The organism is Paenarthrobacter nitroguajacolicus (assembly GCF_031455195.1).
GTDB classification, from domain to species: domain Bacteria; phylum Actinomycetota; class Actinomycetes; order Actinomycetales; family Micrococcaceae; genus Arthrobacter; species Arthrobacter nitroguajacolicus_D.
In genome coordinates, this window is sequence record NZ_JAVDSH010000014.1 from 68,325 (window position 1) to 83,318 (window position 14,994).

Consider the following 14,994-nt stretch of genomic DNA (forward strand, 5'->3'; position numbering starts at 1 on the left):
CTGATGTCGCAGCGGGTCAATTCAACTGAGGACACAGCGGCGTCGGGCGCTGCGTCCCACACCATCCTTTCGCCACGGACGTTTGTCTCCTTGGCCGGGACCATGTTCGCCGTCGATCTCCTGAGCGCGGGAAATGGAGCCATTGACTTGGCCTTTGTGGCCCCGTTTGGGGCACTTATGGTGGCTGGTATAGGTCTGGGCGATCTGGTGACCGCACTGTTCATGGCGTTCTTTGCGGGGATCATCGACGTTTTTGCCGTGAACTTGGCCCGGGCCGAGGGCCGTGGAGACGCCAGCAAGCTGTTGCCCAAATTGTTTGCCGCCCTGCTTCTGGTTGCCGCCCTTTGGACTGCTGCCGGAATCCTGGTCAGCCGGACTGTCCCACTGATATTTGACGTTGTGGGCTCGGAGCCGGCTGTGGCTGCCATAGCAACGGACTACTTGACGGTGCGGATGGTTGGCATCCCATTCACGTTGGCCCTGGCTGCCGTTTCGATCACCCTCCGAATCGTGGGGCGACAACGCGCTTCGATAGTCCTCATCGCCACGGTGTTTGTGCTGAACGCGGCCTTCAACGCCGCTTTGGTTTACGGCCCGCTGAAAGTCCTGGCAGCCAACCCGGTGATGGCAGTGGCCATTGCGACGGTGATCGCCCAGGTTCTGACTGCCGCCTGTGGGTTTGTTGTCCTCGCACGGCATTTCTCCCGCGTCCGGGGGGAAAGAGTTGCCGGTACCGACCAAGAGCGGATCATTCCGTTGACCCGCGAGATGTTCACGACGAGCCTCGGCGTCGGACTAAGGCAGATGAATAACTACGCGGCTGCCGTGGTGCCCTTCATGCTTATCAGCCGTTTAGATGTAGGCACTGTCGCCGCCGCAGCGGTGGCAACGAGGATCTGGACTCTCTACTGCCGGGTACCGCAAGCGACCCTCAGCGCAGTCGGTGTCTTTGTCGGATACTCCAGGGGCCGCAGCCAACAAGACGCCCACGCCGTCGTGCAACGTTCGCGTAAATATGTTGTGTGGCCCAGTTTTATCGCCGCTGTGGGTGTGGCAGCGACCGTCCCCGTCCTGGCAAAAGTTTTGGGCGGTGACGAGGTCGACGTCGGTCTGGTGTGGTTACTGACTGCCGCGTATCTCATCGCGGTTCCCGCCTACGTCGTGGAGAATCTGTGCGGTGAGATCCTGACGGTGGAACAACGGGCTGCATGGCTTTCGTTGCCATCGACGGTTGTCACGTACCTGGTCACCATTCCTATTGCAATCGTCGGGATCCTGATCTGGGAATCGGCACTGGTGGCCGTTGCATCCGCAGCAGTCGCGTCGCTTCTCCTGGCCCTGAGGTACAGCATGCGGACCCGGCAGCTCGGATACCGGATTATTGGAGGGGCCTAGATGACGCTGGATGCTGTATCAGCAACACTGGGTCTCCATTCACGGCATGCCATGGGCAAGACCTCCATGGAATGCACGGCCCAAACCACCTGGTCGGGATCCCGCCGTCGGGAACCGCAGGTGGTTGCGCTCCGCACCGTCATCGAGAAAAGCCTGCTTTCGGATGACCACGTTCCGGTCGCCTTTAATGCGAGCCCCCTCCCTGTGGCGGGCATAGGTGTGGTCATCGGAGGAGAGGACGGCCGTGTCCGGTTCCTGAACACGACCATGCAGCGCGAGTTCTGGGTTCGCCGTCTGGACGCAGGAATCTACTCTTCCCCTGTTGCTGTTCCGGGAACTGTGGATTTCCTGGTTGCCAGCACGGGTGGGATGGTTGTCCGCTTCGATCTCAGGGGCCGTGCTGTGTGGATGGTGGCCCTCTCCGGCCCGGTCCTGGGCACCATCGCTTTTTCACCTGACGGTGGGAAGGCCTATGTCCCGGTTTTCGGCCACTGCCTGGTGGCCCTCGATGTGGCATCGGGAAATGTGGAGTGGACCTTCAACACAGAGTCCGCTACATATAAGAACTCTTATGCATACGGCCGTGCGCCCTACGCCTCGCCCGTGGTTTTCGAGTCCGGAGACGTGGTGGTGGTGGACCACGACGATGTGGCCTGCCTGCAAGCGGGCGGTTTGCTCCAGTGGCGTGCCAGGGCCAGCGGGATCATCAGGTCGTCGCCCACGATCTGCAAGGACATGGTGGTCTGCGCAACCACAGAAGGAGTCCTCCATCGATGGACCCGAAACGGAGAGCCGCTGGCAGACCTGAGGATGGGTGGACGGATCGATGGCAGCCTCGCATCGTCGCGGGAACTCGTCATTGTGCCCGTCCGGGGCCAGGGAATCGTAGCGGTGGACGCAGTGGCAGGAATCCAGGAATGGCAATGGTCGGGTGGTGGGCTCTTCGAGTACACATCCCTGGTCATGGGTGAGGACCAGACGGTGCTTTTCACCAGCGACAGGGGAACTGTTTGCTGTCTCGATGCATCCATCGGAGGGTTCTTATGGGAGTCGTCGCAGATTATTGGGCGGCCCGATCACCCCACCGAGGTGCACACGTCACCCATGCCTTGCGGCGACGGCAGCCTGTACGTGGCTTCCTACGACGGCGATTGCTACCGCTTTGAACATCCCAGACTGGACAACCCGGAAAGTGGGCAATGATCATGACGAACGTGGCGGCAATGACTGAGCCCGGCTACAAGGTTGGCCTTCGGAACTGGTTGCAAGAGCGGAACTCACGAATGTCCGCGTCCGGGGACAGCCTGGTGGAGCGCAACAACACCGCATATCTGATGGCGTTCCTCGAAGCCAATGACGACCTCTTCGACCACGCTTTCCGTGCCTCGCTCAACGGACAACCGAGCGGGTCACTGGGTGGGCCGGCCGATTCCAGGGTGGCTGTTGAGAAAGCCGCCAGAGTGCTCCGTGAAGAAGAACGACGCTGGACCTTCGGGGGTGGCGTTCCTCCCGCCGAAGACGACAGGCTGCCCGCGTTTGTCACGGTGGAACGGTCCCTTGCCCACGCGCCAACGCGCTCACACCGCATTGCGATCCGCGCTGCTTGGGACACCGCACTGGATGTGGAATCACGGGCCGTCCACGACTTGGCGGTTGCAGTCCGCAGCCTGAGGGCGGAAGCCTCTGATCCTTCATCCCGAGGCATAGCGGCAGACAATTTCGTTGAGACGTTTTCCGGAGCAGTCATCGACGCCACGTCCAGGATCTTTGGCACATACGGTTCTTCCGCATCCTCATCGTTGGTCTCCTGTGCTGAGCTTGCCATGGAGGAAACGCCAGCCAAGATGATGGCGCTTGCCTTCAGGACCCGGGAACCGATGCTTGACGTTGGCAGAGTCATCGAAGAAATACGACGACGGCTGGAAGTCACCACCGATTCGACGGTGCGTGCCTCCTTTGCCGGCGACCGATGGGAAGTTCTCTTTGGGGGTTCCTCCGACGGGAAGGTGCCCTCTTCCGGCGTCGTCATCTGGCCTCTGAACGGCCGCAATCCTGATTTCCAGGAGTCGGCACGGCGAGCCACCCCGCTGACCGGTCCCGGAGTACCCACAGCGCATGTAGGCCTGCGGTGTTCTTCGCGCCCTGATGGACGCCTTGTCATGCACCTCCGGGATTTGAAGGCCACGCTCCACGAGCTGGGCCACGCCATGCATCATGGACTCACAGCTTCCCGTGAGCCCCTCAGGCACGGACTTGAATCGGCTGGAGAAACCGAAATAGACCTGCTGAGCCTCTGGCTTGAATGGACGGTCTTCGATGCCGGATGGGGCGCGTGCGCTCTTTCTGCGGCTGGGGAACCGTCCGGCAAGGGCCTGGTTGAGTGGCAGGGCATCCTCCGGCTTGAGGCGCTCAAGGAATTGCCCCTGCGTGCACTGGTCATGGAACTGGACCGGGAATGGCTGATGCATCCGGAATCTGATTACCAGGATGTGTGGCGGCAGGTCACTGATTCCGACCCGGCCATTCATGCGTCAACGTACCTGGAGGCCTTGCATAGGCTGACATGGCCGATTCCTGTAACCCGTCCCGGTGCGGAGTATGGACTGTTCTGGGCGATGTCGGAGGTCGCCGGGACGTGGATGCAACGTCATGGGTCTGCGTCGCACGATCAGACCCCGCCCGCAGCCTGGTTCGGAAGGATCCTCGGAAACGAACCCCACCAGGCACCGGATCCCATGAAGCTGATTTCCTTCCTGGAGCAGGCTGTGGGAGCGGACACCCAAGACCCCTTAGCATCTGACAAAGGAAACCCGATGAGCTCTACGCGTGAGTATCCCTCCGACTACATTGCTGCGATGCTTCCAGCCCGGGACCCGGAACTGACCAGCATGTTGAGGCAGGCGATAGTTGATGAGCAGCTTCCACCCATCCAAGTGGACGACAACGCTGCCAAGCTTCTTGAGTGCCTCACCCTGCTTGCACGGCCGCAACTGGTCATCGAAATCGGCGCACTTTTTGGATACTCGACCATCCATCTTGCGCGGGGGCTTAAAAAGGGTGGCCAGCTTATTTCCTTCGAGATCGATCCGAGATCAGCAGAGATCGCCCGGGAAAATGTGTCGCGGTTCGGGCTGGATGACAGGGTCCGGATATCCACGGAGGATGCCGTGACGGCCCTTTCCCGCATGGCACCGGACAGTGCTGATCTGATCTTCATTGATGGTGCCAAGACCGAATACGTCGAATACGTGAAGGCTGCCTTCCCCCTTTTGCGGGCAGGAGGGGCGCTCCTGATCGATGATGCCTTTGCCGGTGGAAGCTACGCAGCCCATGAAGGTGGCGAAGATGACCGCTTGGGGGAATCAATCCGTCAAGTGGTGGGCGCCCTCGCCAAGTCACAGCGGGTCACTGCATCGTTCCTCGGCACGGAGCACGGGATGCTGCTCGCTGTGAAGCAAGGAAGTGATGATGAATAACCAGGTACTCATCATTGGTGCTTCCCGCGGCCTGGGCTTTGACCTGGCCAAGTTGTTCATCCAGCAGGGCAGTGCCGTCATTGGCATGCATTCCGGCGCGTCCGAGCCCAAACCCGTGGAGGGCATGAGATGGATCGAGTGTGACCTAACGGAGAGCGGAGCGCGCCGGCAGGCTGTCGAGTCCCTTGATGTGGTCCCCTCCAAGATCATCTTTGCTGCGGCCTTCGACCCCAGGTCGGATCACCCTTCTTCAGGCGGACGGGATGGCATCACTCAGTCGCTCTTGGTCAACGGTGCTGGTGGATATGACATTCTCAGGCTTTTGATTGAAAAGTCGGACAGCCCTTTATCCATCGCTGTTGTTGGATCGGAAGCGATCTACACGCCGGATGCCGGCTCGGCTGGTTATGCTGCCGGCAAAGCCGCGCTCAAAGTTCTAACGGGTGCCCTCACGGACCTATGCCGGACCCGTGGTGGGGCCGTCTTCGAAGTGATTTTCGGTGCGCTGAACAGTGAACAGCGTGGTGAGGAGTTCGCGGCTGCGTCAGTCAAGTACAAGGTGGGAATTGGCGAGCTCGTCTCACGAACGTTGGCGCGGGCCAACCCGGAGTCCAGGATCAGAAGGTTCATCGAACCTTCGGAGTGCGCCCGTCTGATTTCCTGCGGCTTCGATTTGGGCGACATTGCCAATGGAGGCTCATTCCGCCTGGACGGAGGTTCCGGCGGTGCCTTCCGCTGATTCACCGCATAGCAGCCTGCTGGCCGCGGCTTATGGATTAGACCCCTTCGCGCTTCCGGACAGGCACTCCATCGCTGAACGGATGCGGCAACTGTACGCGCTCCGTGCCATCCGGGCTGGATCCCGCATCGGATCCGACGCTGAAATAGCGGACGTCCTTGCCATCAATAATGTGGTTGAGTCCTGGTTCCTTGCGCTCCGTGAAGTACACCGGGACTCAGACCTGGCAGAACTGCAGGACATCAGGGATCTGTTCTATTCGAATGCAAAGGATGACCTGGCGTTCATTCAATGGTTGGACGACGCCGCTCCTGAGTCTTCCACGATGGATGCTGCGCGCAGGACGTTACGGGATCAGCTGCAACAGAAGATGGTCAACGACGCCGGTTCACCGGCTTCCAGCAAACGGCAGACGGCTGCCATTATCGGGGAAATCCGTAGCCGGCAACGGACGCTGGTAGGTTCGCTGGTCTCAGGAGGTGGCGCCGATGATCCCGCCGTGACGTACCGTCAGCTCTTGGCCACGATAGATTCCAGCCTGACCAGGAAACGGTTGGTCGAGGCATGGAGCCGGATTGCACGTGATCATGCCGGGGATCTACAGCGTGCCCTTTGGGCAGAAGGCCACCAGACCAAGCTTCCAGACCGGGAACTTCGTGAGGTCTTGGCCCAATTTCACGAGGCTGCGATTCACGATGTGGAGCTTCTCCGTGCTGCTACAGGTCCTTCGGCTGATCTGTACGCGGACGTACCCTACGTACTTCAGCGGAAAATCCGCGGCGAAAAGTCCCGCCTTTTCTCTGTCGAAGAGGCATTTCAGGTGGCCCAGCACATTATGGCGGTGACGGCCGATGTCTCATTGACAGTTGCGCCCGCGGGCCCCGAGGTCTGGTCTGTCTCGCTGTCCAAGGCCGAGACCCAGCTTGCCCTCATCAGGGTAGAGTTCGCAGGCACGTCGCGCAGGTTCAGGCAGAACTATACGCAGCCGGTGCGAAACCGGGTGTCTCTTTTCGGCGGTTGGATTCCTGCCAGTTCTGCAATTTCGTGTGGTGTGACGCGTTCGGCAGGCAAGGCTTTGGAGTTGTCGTTTCAGAACCTCCTGAGCTTGCTCCACGAACTGGGCCATGCGTTGCAGCACGCATGGCCGAAAGAGGGGGCGGTGAACGTTGCGGGTTTGGAAGGCATACTCCCGGAAGCCAGCGAGACAGTCAGCCTTTTCCTGGAGAAGGGGGCTTTCGCAGCCGACATTCCGGCGGTGATTGGCCGGCCCTGCGTTGAAGAGGCTATCCAAACGGCGCGGATCGTGAACATGATGACACAACGTTTGACCGCGCCTTCCAGGGGTCAGGCCGCCCGTCTCGCCCTGGCAGTTGCCACCGGGGACCAGGAAACCTATGGGCAACTGTGGCACAGCGCATCGGACGGTCATCCGGGGGCCGTCATTGATTTCACGGATAACTTGATTGACGTTGCCCAGGACGAGACTTCACAGGGCCCGTGGCGTTATGTCATCGGGGGGATTGAGTCGGCATCTGCCGCCATCACCGGCGTCGGAGCTGCCGCCCTGATGGGCACTGATCGGCCGCCGCTGCTGGACGTCCCCGCGTACTTCACCTTTTATGGAGCAACCCACAGGCAGCCTCATTACAGTTCGAAGTGAGTCACCGGATCCGGCTTAGCCAAGGAGAACCGGTCCAACCGGCTTAAGCGATGACTGTCTGCGGGCGTTAACTGCAGCGGACGGGAGTCAAGATTGGCACGCAGTTGCTCTAGGTTGCTGGCTCCAAGCACCACTTTGTGGCCCCGTCCGAGTTGCCACCCGACCAGCAGCTGAGCGGGTGAACAGCCGTACTGCTGCGAGAGCTCCGAAATGACACGGCTCTGCATGAGCCCTGAACCTGCTTCCAAGACGCGGTAGGCCTGAATCCGGACCGGGACCGTCCCAGCAAAGCGGGTGAAATCCGCCTGCCCAACGATCGGCGATAGGTGAAGCTGGTTCATAGCCGGCCACTCGCCTGTCTCCGTTCTTACGGCGCGGACCATTGCTGCGGAAGCGTTGCTCACCCCAACGCCGCGAACCAGCCCCTCTTCACGTGCGTCCAGCATCTGGGTGAAAGTGGAGGGCAAGGCCCTGAGCATGGGCAGGGGCCAGTGCGGAACAACCATGTCAGCGAAGCTGGTGTCGAGCGAGTCGAGGCTCCGTTCGATTGCCTGATGAACGCGCTCCCGGCTCCCGTACTCATTTCCGCGCACTTTCACCGTGATGAACAGCTCGCGCCGATCGATGCCGGAGTCGCGGATGGCACGTCCAATAGCGGCTTCAGTACCGTACAGCGCAGCCGTATCGAACGAGCGGTAGCCCATGTCCAGTGCCCACCCAACCAAGCGCTGGACATCCTCGGGTGGGCGTAATCCGGTGCCCAAAGTTATTGCTGGAAGGGCCATGCCTGCCAAGTGCTGGCTCAATCGCTTCCCCAAACCATGTTGCCCATCTGCGCCGGTTGAAGCGCGTTGTCCAACCCAAACTACCGCACCGTCACTTCAACCCGCTGGGCCATGTTGTTCCCGATGCCTTGGTAATTCCACACCTGCTCCGTGGGCTGCAGCGCACCTGTTGTATCCATCGCCCGGCACCGCAGTACGTGCTCACCCGGGCTTGCGACCCACACCATGGACCAGTGTCGCCATGCAAAATCACCCAGCGCCGGATCCACGTGTGCGGGCATCCACTCGCCGTCGATCCCCACTTCGACCCGCTCCACTTCGCCGTGACCTGACCATGCCCGGCCGTGCAGCATCACTGGTCCGGCATCAACCACGCGGCGACGTGTGAAGAAATCAGGAATGCCGGGAGGAACCATCAGGGAGCGCACGCGGATATGCGTCACGGGCAGGCCGGGCCCGTCGGGCCCCTGCAGGTAGTGATAGGCGACGGCCTGCTGAAATCCCATGAACCGGGATGTCACAGCTTCGATCGACGTCAACCACTTCACGCTCGCCATTCCGTACCAACCCGGCACGAGCAACCTCAGGGGAAATCCGTGCTGCGGTGGCAACGGACTTCCGTTCATGGCGTACACCAGCATGACCTCGGGATGCATGGCCCCGGCTATCGACAGGCTGCGCGCATACGGCTCTTCGACCCCGTTTTGAATGCCGCTGTCAGCACCGGTAAAGACAAGCTCGACGGCGTCACTCGCCAACCCAGCCTCCTCCAGCAGGGGTGCCAAGGGAGTTCCCGTCCACTCCGCTGTGCCTACTGCCCCTAAGCCCCAGGGCTGGCTAAGCGGACGAGGTTGCAGGAGCGACCGCCCATTACCGGCGCACTCCAACGTGACAGGCATGCTGACGGCAGGCCGGGCTTTGATGTCTTCGAGGCTCAGTTCAACACTGCGCTCAACAGCTCCACCCAACCGCAAACACCAGGTCTCAGCGGGCACGTGGGGGATGTCGAAGTGGATGAGCAGGTAGTGAAGGCCGGCCGGGGTGATGTCGTCGTGCAGGGCCTCCAATGGCATGGAGTGGTTCCGCCCGGACAGTTGCAGTTCCTCGTGGGTCAGCGGACCGTCGGTGGGTTGGCCGGAAGTAGAGGCTTTTTGCTTGACGTGGTGCTTGGACATGGGACGGCGGCGTTCTACTGGAAGCTAAACGCTGCGGAGTGCCGCAGCACTTAGGACAAGGATCACGCCGCGGGCGGAACTCCGTCAATAGCTCGTTGTGAGGCCCACTTTGCAGGGTAAACGAGCCCAATACTCTGCGGAGCGGGCCTCACAACGGAAGGGCGACTACCGGCGTCGTAGTTCCGGGTACTCAAGATGCGGCGCGACGGTGCCGGCGTCGCGTTCCAGGAAATTGACGGCGGGCGCCACGATGTCGTCTATTTCGTCGAGGATCGTCTCGCTCAGGACCACGTCCGCTGCCTTGAGGTAGTCGGTCAGATGGTCTTCGGTGCGCGGCCCGATGATCACGCTGGTCACGGCAGGGTGGTTCAGTGCGAACGCAACAGCGAGTTGGATGAGGGTCAATCCGTGCCGTGCTGCCAACTGGGCCAAAGCATCGGCGGCGTGCAGCTTGCCCTGGTTGAACGGAGCGTTTACATCGAAACGGCCGGGAAGAGCTGAGAAGCGCGAACTTTCCGGCTGCCCGGAGCCAACGCGGTAACCACCTGCCAGCCAGCCGCCGTCGAGCGGTCCATAACTCAAAACCCCGACGCCGTACTGCTGGGTGATGGGGAAGACGTCGCGTTCGTTGGCACGCACCAACAGCGAATAGGGAACCTGGTCGACCACGGGCGGCGTCAGGTGGTTGGTGTTGGCGATCCACTGGGCCTCAACGAGCTGGGCTGGGCTGAACACAGACGTGCCGTAGTACAGGATCTTGCCCTGCCGGATGAGGTCGTTCAGCGCAGTGATGGTTTCAAGGAGGTCGGTGTTGTAGTCCGGCCGGTGCGCCTGATAAAGGTCGATCCGGTCCGTGTTCAGGCGCCGCAAGCTGTCCTCCACAGCCCGGACGATCCATCGCCTGGAATTTCCGGCATGGGCAGGGTTGGAACCCATCTGACCATGGAACTTTGTGGCAAGGAATACGTCGTCGCGCCGGCTGTGGATGGCCTGGCCAACCACGGTCTCGGCCTCGCCTTGGGAGTAGATGTCCGCGGTGTCCACACTGGTGATACCGGCGTCGAGCGCTGCTTTGATGATGCGGATGCTCTCGGCAGGACCTGTGGGCGCGGCGCCGGTGCCGAAGTTCAGGGTGCCCAGTGTGAGGGGGCTGATCAGGGCGCCAGTGCGCCCAAGCGTACGTAGCTCGTTGAGGCTCATGTTGGCTTCCTGTGGAGGGGCAGTGCTGGGATGTTCAATCGAGGCTACACACGGCCGTCGACGGCATAAACGCAAGCGGTAGAACTTCTTCGTTTTTCGTCTTGCGAGGTAACGGAAGGAGCCATATTCCGCGACATTTCTTGACATGCGGCAACACAAATGTCTTTCGGATCAACAAATATTGCCGTTCTCCCGCGCAGGTGAATTATGGGAAGGGAACTCAAGCCACACACGAAGGGGACAGCGGAATGACACAAACCACAGTGGAAGAAACGGCGGCCATCAAGGCTGCCTTTGCGCAGTTCCCGTCAGGAGTCGCAGCGTTCAGCGCGATGGTGGACTTCACGCCGGAAGCCCTGGTGGCATCGTCGTTCACTGTAGGTGTTTCGCTCGAGCCGCCGTTGGTGATGTTCGCAGTTCAGAACTCCTCCACAACCTGGCCGAAGCTCCGGCAGGCGCAGCGTTTGGGAGTCTCCGTCCTCGCTGAAGGACAGGAAGGTGCCGCACTCCAGCTGGCCTCGAAAACGCGCGATCGCTTCGCCGGACTGGACACCAGCGTGAGTGACTCGGGCGCAGTCCTGATCGACGGTGCGGTGCTGGGGTTCGAATGCGAAGTTGTGTCCGAGACACCGGCCGGGGACCACGCAATCGTTGTCCTGGAGGTCAAGGCAACCACCATCAACCACGAATCAAAGCCGCTGATCTACCACGGCGCGGCTTTCCGGCAGCTGGCCGCCTAAGGCCTCAACTAAGAGTTGCGGCTGGCGCTCAACGAACCTTTACGGATCGGGCTCGGAGACTTTCCATTCTTGGAAGTGTTCGGGCCCGTTTTCTTGGCGCCGTTTCCTGTGCCCGGTTTAGGGGAGGCCTCAGGCTTGGATGCACCGCCTGGCGATTCCGGGTTCTTCGGGGCAGGCGTCTTTCCATTGGGCGACGGGGCGGAGTCATCCAGATCCCGGACGGTGACCTTAATGGCCGGCGGTTGACCGGCTTTCGCGCGTGCGGCGGCCCGGCGGTCTGCTTCTGCCACGGCATCTGCCCAATCCTTAGCCAGGACAGGTGGTTCCTTGGCGGCAGCCACAACCATCGGATGGTGAGCGGTCTGGTGTTCCACCACGGACTTCACTTCCGCGGGCTTGGGCAGCTTGCGGGGGTCCACTTTGGCTTTCCACGCGCCGTCCTTGACTGCGGCGGACGCGCCGGAGACAGCGGCGGACGCGCCGGAGAGCCGCCGTCGGACGTCTCCCAGGAGGTCCCGCTTAGGTGCCCCGGGAGCTCCGGGTGTGGGGACAGAGACAGTAGCCGGGGCTTTGGCTGGTGCCACGGGAGACGGGGCGGTGTTAAAGGCCGATTCCAGGACGTCGGCCCCTTCATGAGCCGGGACCCGGGCAGGGTGGGGAGGCAAATGAACGATGGGGGTCGTGGCCTTCTTCGGGAAAATTCCAACCATCGCCAGGAGAATGATCGACAGTAGCCGCCCAACTCCGGCAACCACCAGAGTGATAATGACGATCAACCCGAGACCCAGGAACATCAGGACAGCGAGTCCCAGCGTTCCCAAGTACGTCAGGTTGATGGCGAGTGTTGTCGGATCCTCCACGTAGCCCCCCTGGCTGTCGTTTTGTGATGCGCGCATTGCCCACCTCGCTTGCTTACCTAGCCTAAGGTCCAGCACCGACGGAATCACGCCCCGCCCCTCACTCTGGGCGGGTTGTTTCAAAGCTGTTATCTCGCATGGGAAAATATGTTGCCCAGCTCTCATTTACAGCCTCAGATTGGGACTCCGTGACCCCTGACTTGACCCGCCTCCGCAGCGGAGCGTGCCCGTGTCTCTCCGGGGACCAGTACAACGATTGCTGCGGGCGTTTTCACCGCGGCGAGTCCGATGCACCGACGGCCGTTCAACTCATGCGCTCCCGGTATTCGGCGTTCGTTGTCCTGGATCCGGAATACCTGCTCAGGACCTGGCACGCCTCCACCCGCCCCGACTCCATGGACCTGGACCCGGACATCCAGTGGCGGCGCCTGGACATCCTGGACACATCAAGCGGCGGTCCCCTGGACTCGAAGGGCACCGTGGAGTTCGCTGCCCACTACAGGCACGACGGCGAACGCGGGCTCCAGCGGGAACTCAGCCGTTTTGTGCGGGAGGGCAAGCGCTGGTTCTACGTTGACGGCGACGTGCGCTGACGCCGCTGCCCGACAGCCCCGGCCAAGGTGCGGGACTCACCGGTACTTGCGGTGCAGGTTTTCCTTGGTCGAAACGCCCGGCGCGGCATCACCAATCCATGGCCCGGTGCCCTCCGACTGGTCCAGCACGCCTTCCTCCAGCCAGACGTAGTCGCCGGCGAGCACTTTGCGGGAGAGATGGTGGTCACCGTCGTCGGTGTTTCGCCACAACTGGTCGAAGTACTCGTCCACGCGGACCCTGGCCTGTTCACAGAAGGCATCAGCGAGTTCGAACGCGCCAGCCCCCTCCGCCGGGTTGGTTCGGAGGATCATCTCGGCCCGTGAACAGCAGGCGGCCATCGCAAACAGCTCCGCACCAATGTCAACGATCCTGCCCAGGAACGCCTGCTTGAACTCGAGCTTCGCCTGCCACCTGCCCATCCCGTAAAAGGTCTGCCGGGCGAGTCGCCGGGAGGACCGCTCCACGAATCGCAAATGCTTGCCGAGGCGACCGAACTCCGAGAAGGATCGCGGGTCCATGCCGGCTCCAGCTACCAGCTTGGGCAACCAACGCGCATAGAAACCGGAGGCTCCGACGGCGGCCCTCGCCTTGTCCTGCAGGCTCGCGTCCGCCGCGGCGAGGTCGCCAGCCGCGGCAAGGTGCGCATCCACGGCTTCGCGGGCGATCAGGAGTTTCATGATCTCGCTGGAACCTTCAAAGATGCGGTTGATGCGGAGGTCTCGGAGCAGCTGCTCGGCAGGTACGGCACGTTCCCCGCGGGCCTCCAAGGACTCGGCGGTTTCGAAACCCCTGCCGCCACGGATCTGTACGAGTTCGTCGGCGATCCGGCAGCTCAGTTCCGTGGACCACAGCTTGGCCAGGGCCGCTTCGATGCGGATGTCCTTCAGTCCGGCGTCGGCCATCTCCGCAGACAGCTCAAACACGGCTTCCAGAGCGAACGTGGTTGCGGCAATGAACGCGATTTTCTTGCTCACGGCTTCGTGCTGACCAACCGGGCGGCCCCATTGGGTCCGGGCGTTGGACCATTCACGCGAGATCTTCAGGCTCCACTTTCCTGCGGCGACACAAAGCCCCGGAATGGAAAGCCGGCCGGTGTTCAAAGTGGTGAGGGCAATCTTGAGTCCTTGGCCCTCCCTGCCCAGGCGGTTCGCGGCGGGCACACGGACCTGATGGAAACGGGTCACACCGTTTTCAATACCGCGCAGGCCCATGAAGGCGTTCCGGTTTTCCACCGTGATTCCGGGGGAGTCCATCTCAACAACGAAGGCGGAGATGCCGCCTTTGTGCTCCGTTCCATCGGCATCCGTGTGCGAAGGGACCCTGGCCATGACCACCACCAGTTCGGCGATCACGCCGTTGGTGGTCCACAGTTTGACGCCGTCCAAAAGGTAGGACCCGCCGTCGTCGGCCAGTACGGCAGTGGCACCCATGCGCGCCGGGTCGCTGCCGACGTCGGGCTCTGTCAGGAGGAACGCGGTGATGGCGCCGGCGGCGCAGCGCGGCAGGTACTCTTTTTTCTGCTCGGCTGTGCCGAATTCCTTGACGGGCTCCGGAACGCCGATGGATTGGTGTGCCGAGATCAGCGCGCCGAGGCTCGGGTGCACTGAGCCCAGCAAAGCCAGGGCGCGTCCGTAGTAGACCAGGGACAGGCCCAGACCGCCGTATTCGCGGGGGATCTTCATGCCAAAGACGCCCAAATCCGCGAGCCCGGCCAGGTAGTCGTCCGGGATCCGGGCGTCGTGCTCGATGACCCGCCCCGACATGGTCTTGGCAAACGCGACCAAGCGTTCCATGAACTCTTCGCCCCGGTCCACATCCTCTGCCTTGGCCTGCGGCCACGGATGGATGAGGCTGAGGTCGAAGCTGCCCAGGTAGAGGCCCTTCGCGAAGCTGGGCCGGTTCCATTCCGTTTCACGCGCGGCCTCAGCGACGGCGCGGGCTTCTTCCGCGGTGGCGTTGACGCTTGCGGCAGTGAGACTGTTATCAGTGGCGGACGTCATGGGGTAACTCCTCTAGCCGGTTGTGCCGGATGGAGCCAGGGTCCGCCTCGGGTGGGAACCCTTCAGCTGTCCCTCAATGCTACCCGCGAGTAGCTACCCGTGCTAGGGGAAATCTGCGGCTGGAATTCGGCCGGAATTTCCACTTGGCCAGCGTGGTGGACCAGGCTGTCCCACGCAAAGTTGATGCCATGGACGAGGCCTCCCAGTACGCCCTTCACGGCGTACCAGGCCATGCCCATGGTCCCAATAAGGATGATGGTCGCCATTGCAGCGGCCGCTATGAAAGCGGCCAAAAGTACGGCGAAAAATAGTGTTCCAAGAACTACGTACGTGCCAGTTTCAAGCGCAGTGACATCGAGATCCATGGTTCCCC

At 61.7% G+C, this 14,994-nt stretch carries 13 protein-coding genes; 7 read left to right on the plus strand and 6 right to left on the minus strand.

Going from position 1 to position 14,994, the window contains the following annotated elements:
• The first annotated feature begins 3 nt into the window (after positions 1 to 3).
• Genes J2Y68_RS21785 through J2Y68_RS21805 form a run of 5 tightly spaced genes read left to right on the plus strand, consistent with a single transcriptional unit; the run spans position 4 to position 7,270 of the window.
• Complete coding sequence (locus J2Y68_RS21785; protein WP_309997014.1) at positions 4 to 1,395, plus strand: MATE family efflux transporter; 1,392 nt, start codon at positions 4 to 6, stop codon at positions 1,393 to 1,395.
• Entirely contained in the window at positions 1,396 to 2,598 is a 1,203-nt protein-coding gene (locus J2Y68_RS21790) for an outer membrane protein assembly factor BamB family protein (RefSeq protein ID WP_309997016.1), read from the plus strand.
• Entirely contained in the window at positions 2,595 to 4,871 is a 2,277-nt protein-coding gene (locus J2Y68_RS21795; RefSeq protein ID WP_309997019.1) for an O-methyltransferase, read from the plus strand. The genes J2Y68_RS21790 and J2Y68_RS21795 overlap by 4 nt, the downstream gene beginning before the upstream one ends.
• Complete coding sequence (locus tag J2Y68_RS21800; protein WP_309997022.1) at positions 4,864 to 5,610, plus strand: SDR family NAD(P)-dependent oxidoreductase; 747 nt, start codon at positions 4,864 to 4,866, stop codon at positions 5,608 to 5,610. Before J2Y68_RS21795 ends, J2Y68_RS21800 begins: the two co-directional genes overlap by 8 nt.
• Complete coding sequence (locus J2Y68_RS21805; RefSeq protein WP_309997023.1) at positions 5,597 to 7,270, plus strand: hypothetical protein; 1,674 nt, start codon at positions 5,597 to 5,599, stop codon at positions 7,268 to 7,270. Before J2Y68_RS21800 ends, J2Y68_RS21805 begins: the two co-directional genes overlap by 14 nt.
• Here the strand turns inward: J2Y68_RS21805 and J2Y68_RS21810 are convergent.
• The 3 genes from J2Y68_RS21810 to J2Y68_RS21820 all read right to left on the minus strand — a co-directional run bounded on the left by J2Y68_RS21810 (position 7,255) and on the right by J2Y68_RS21820 (position 10,430).
• A complete protein-coding gene (locus J2Y68_RS21810) occupies positions 7,255 to 8,076 on the minus strand; it encodes an aldo/keto reductase (RefSeq protein WP_309997026.1) in 822 nt (273 codons plus the stop codon). The genes J2Y68_RS21805 and J2Y68_RS21810 overlap by 16 nt on opposite strands.
• Positions 8,077 to 8,135: 59 nt before the next feature.
• Complete coding sequence (locus J2Y68_RS21815; protein WP_309997029.1) at positions 8,136 to 9,230, minus strand: sulfite oxidase; 1,095 nt, start codon at positions 9,228 to 9,230, stop codon at positions 8,136 to 8,138.
• A 165-nt stretch (positions 9,231 to 9,395) separates the two neighbouring features.
• Positions 9,396 to 10,430: an aldo/keto reductase gene (locus J2Y68_RS21820; protein WP_309997032.1), complete on the minus strand. Its 1,035-nt coding sequence runs from the start codon at positions 10,428 to 10,430 to the stop codon at positions 9,396 to 9,398.
• 248 nt (positions 10,431 to 10,678) lie between these two features.
• On the opposite strand from J2Y68_RS21820, the gene J2Y68_RS21825 reads away from it, so the two are divergent.
• Entirely contained in the window at positions 10,679 to 11,170 is a 492-nt protein-coding gene (locus J2Y68_RS21825) for a flavin reductase family protein (protein WP_211710657.1), read from the plus strand.
• An 8-nt stretch (positions 11,171 to 11,178) separates the two neighbouring features.
• Here the strand turns inward: J2Y68_RS21825 and J2Y68_RS21830 are convergent, their stop codons facing one another.
• Positions 11,179 to 12,066: a hypothetical protein gene (locus tag J2Y68_RS21830; protein WP_309997035.1), complete on the minus strand. Its 888-nt coding sequence runs from the start codon at positions 12,064 to 12,066 to the stop codon at positions 11,179 to 11,181.
• Between the two features lie 98 nt (positions 12,067 to 12,164).
• Between J2Y68_RS21830 and J2Y68_RS21835 the strand changes: the two genes are divergently transcribed.
• Positions 12,165 to 12,620, plus strand: a complete 456-nt coding sequence (locus J2Y68_RS21835) for a YchJ family protein (RefSeq protein WP_309997037.1) — start codon at positions 12,165 to 12,167, stop codon at positions 12,618 to 12,620.
• Between the two features lie 36 nt (positions 12,621 to 12,656).
• Here J2Y68_RS21835 and J2Y68_RS21840 read toward each other — a convergent pair whose 3' ends face one another.
• Both J2Y68_RS21840 and J2Y68_RS21845 read right to left on the minus strand, forming a co-directional pair.
• Positions 12,657 to 14,621 (minus strand): acyl-CoA dehydrogenase family protein, encoded by a 1,965-nt coding sequence (locus J2Y68_RS21840; protein ID WP_309997038.1) that lies wholly within the window; start codon positions 14,619 to 14,621, stop codon positions 12,657 to 12,659.
• 62 nt (positions 14,622 to 14,683) lie between these two features.
• Positions 14,684 to 14,986 (minus strand): hypothetical protein, encoded by a 303-nt coding sequence (locus J2Y68_RS21845; protein WP_309997040.1) that lies wholly within the window; start codon positions 14,984 to 14,986, stop codon positions 14,684 to 14,686.
• Positions 14,987 to 14,994: the final 8 nt, after the last annotated feature.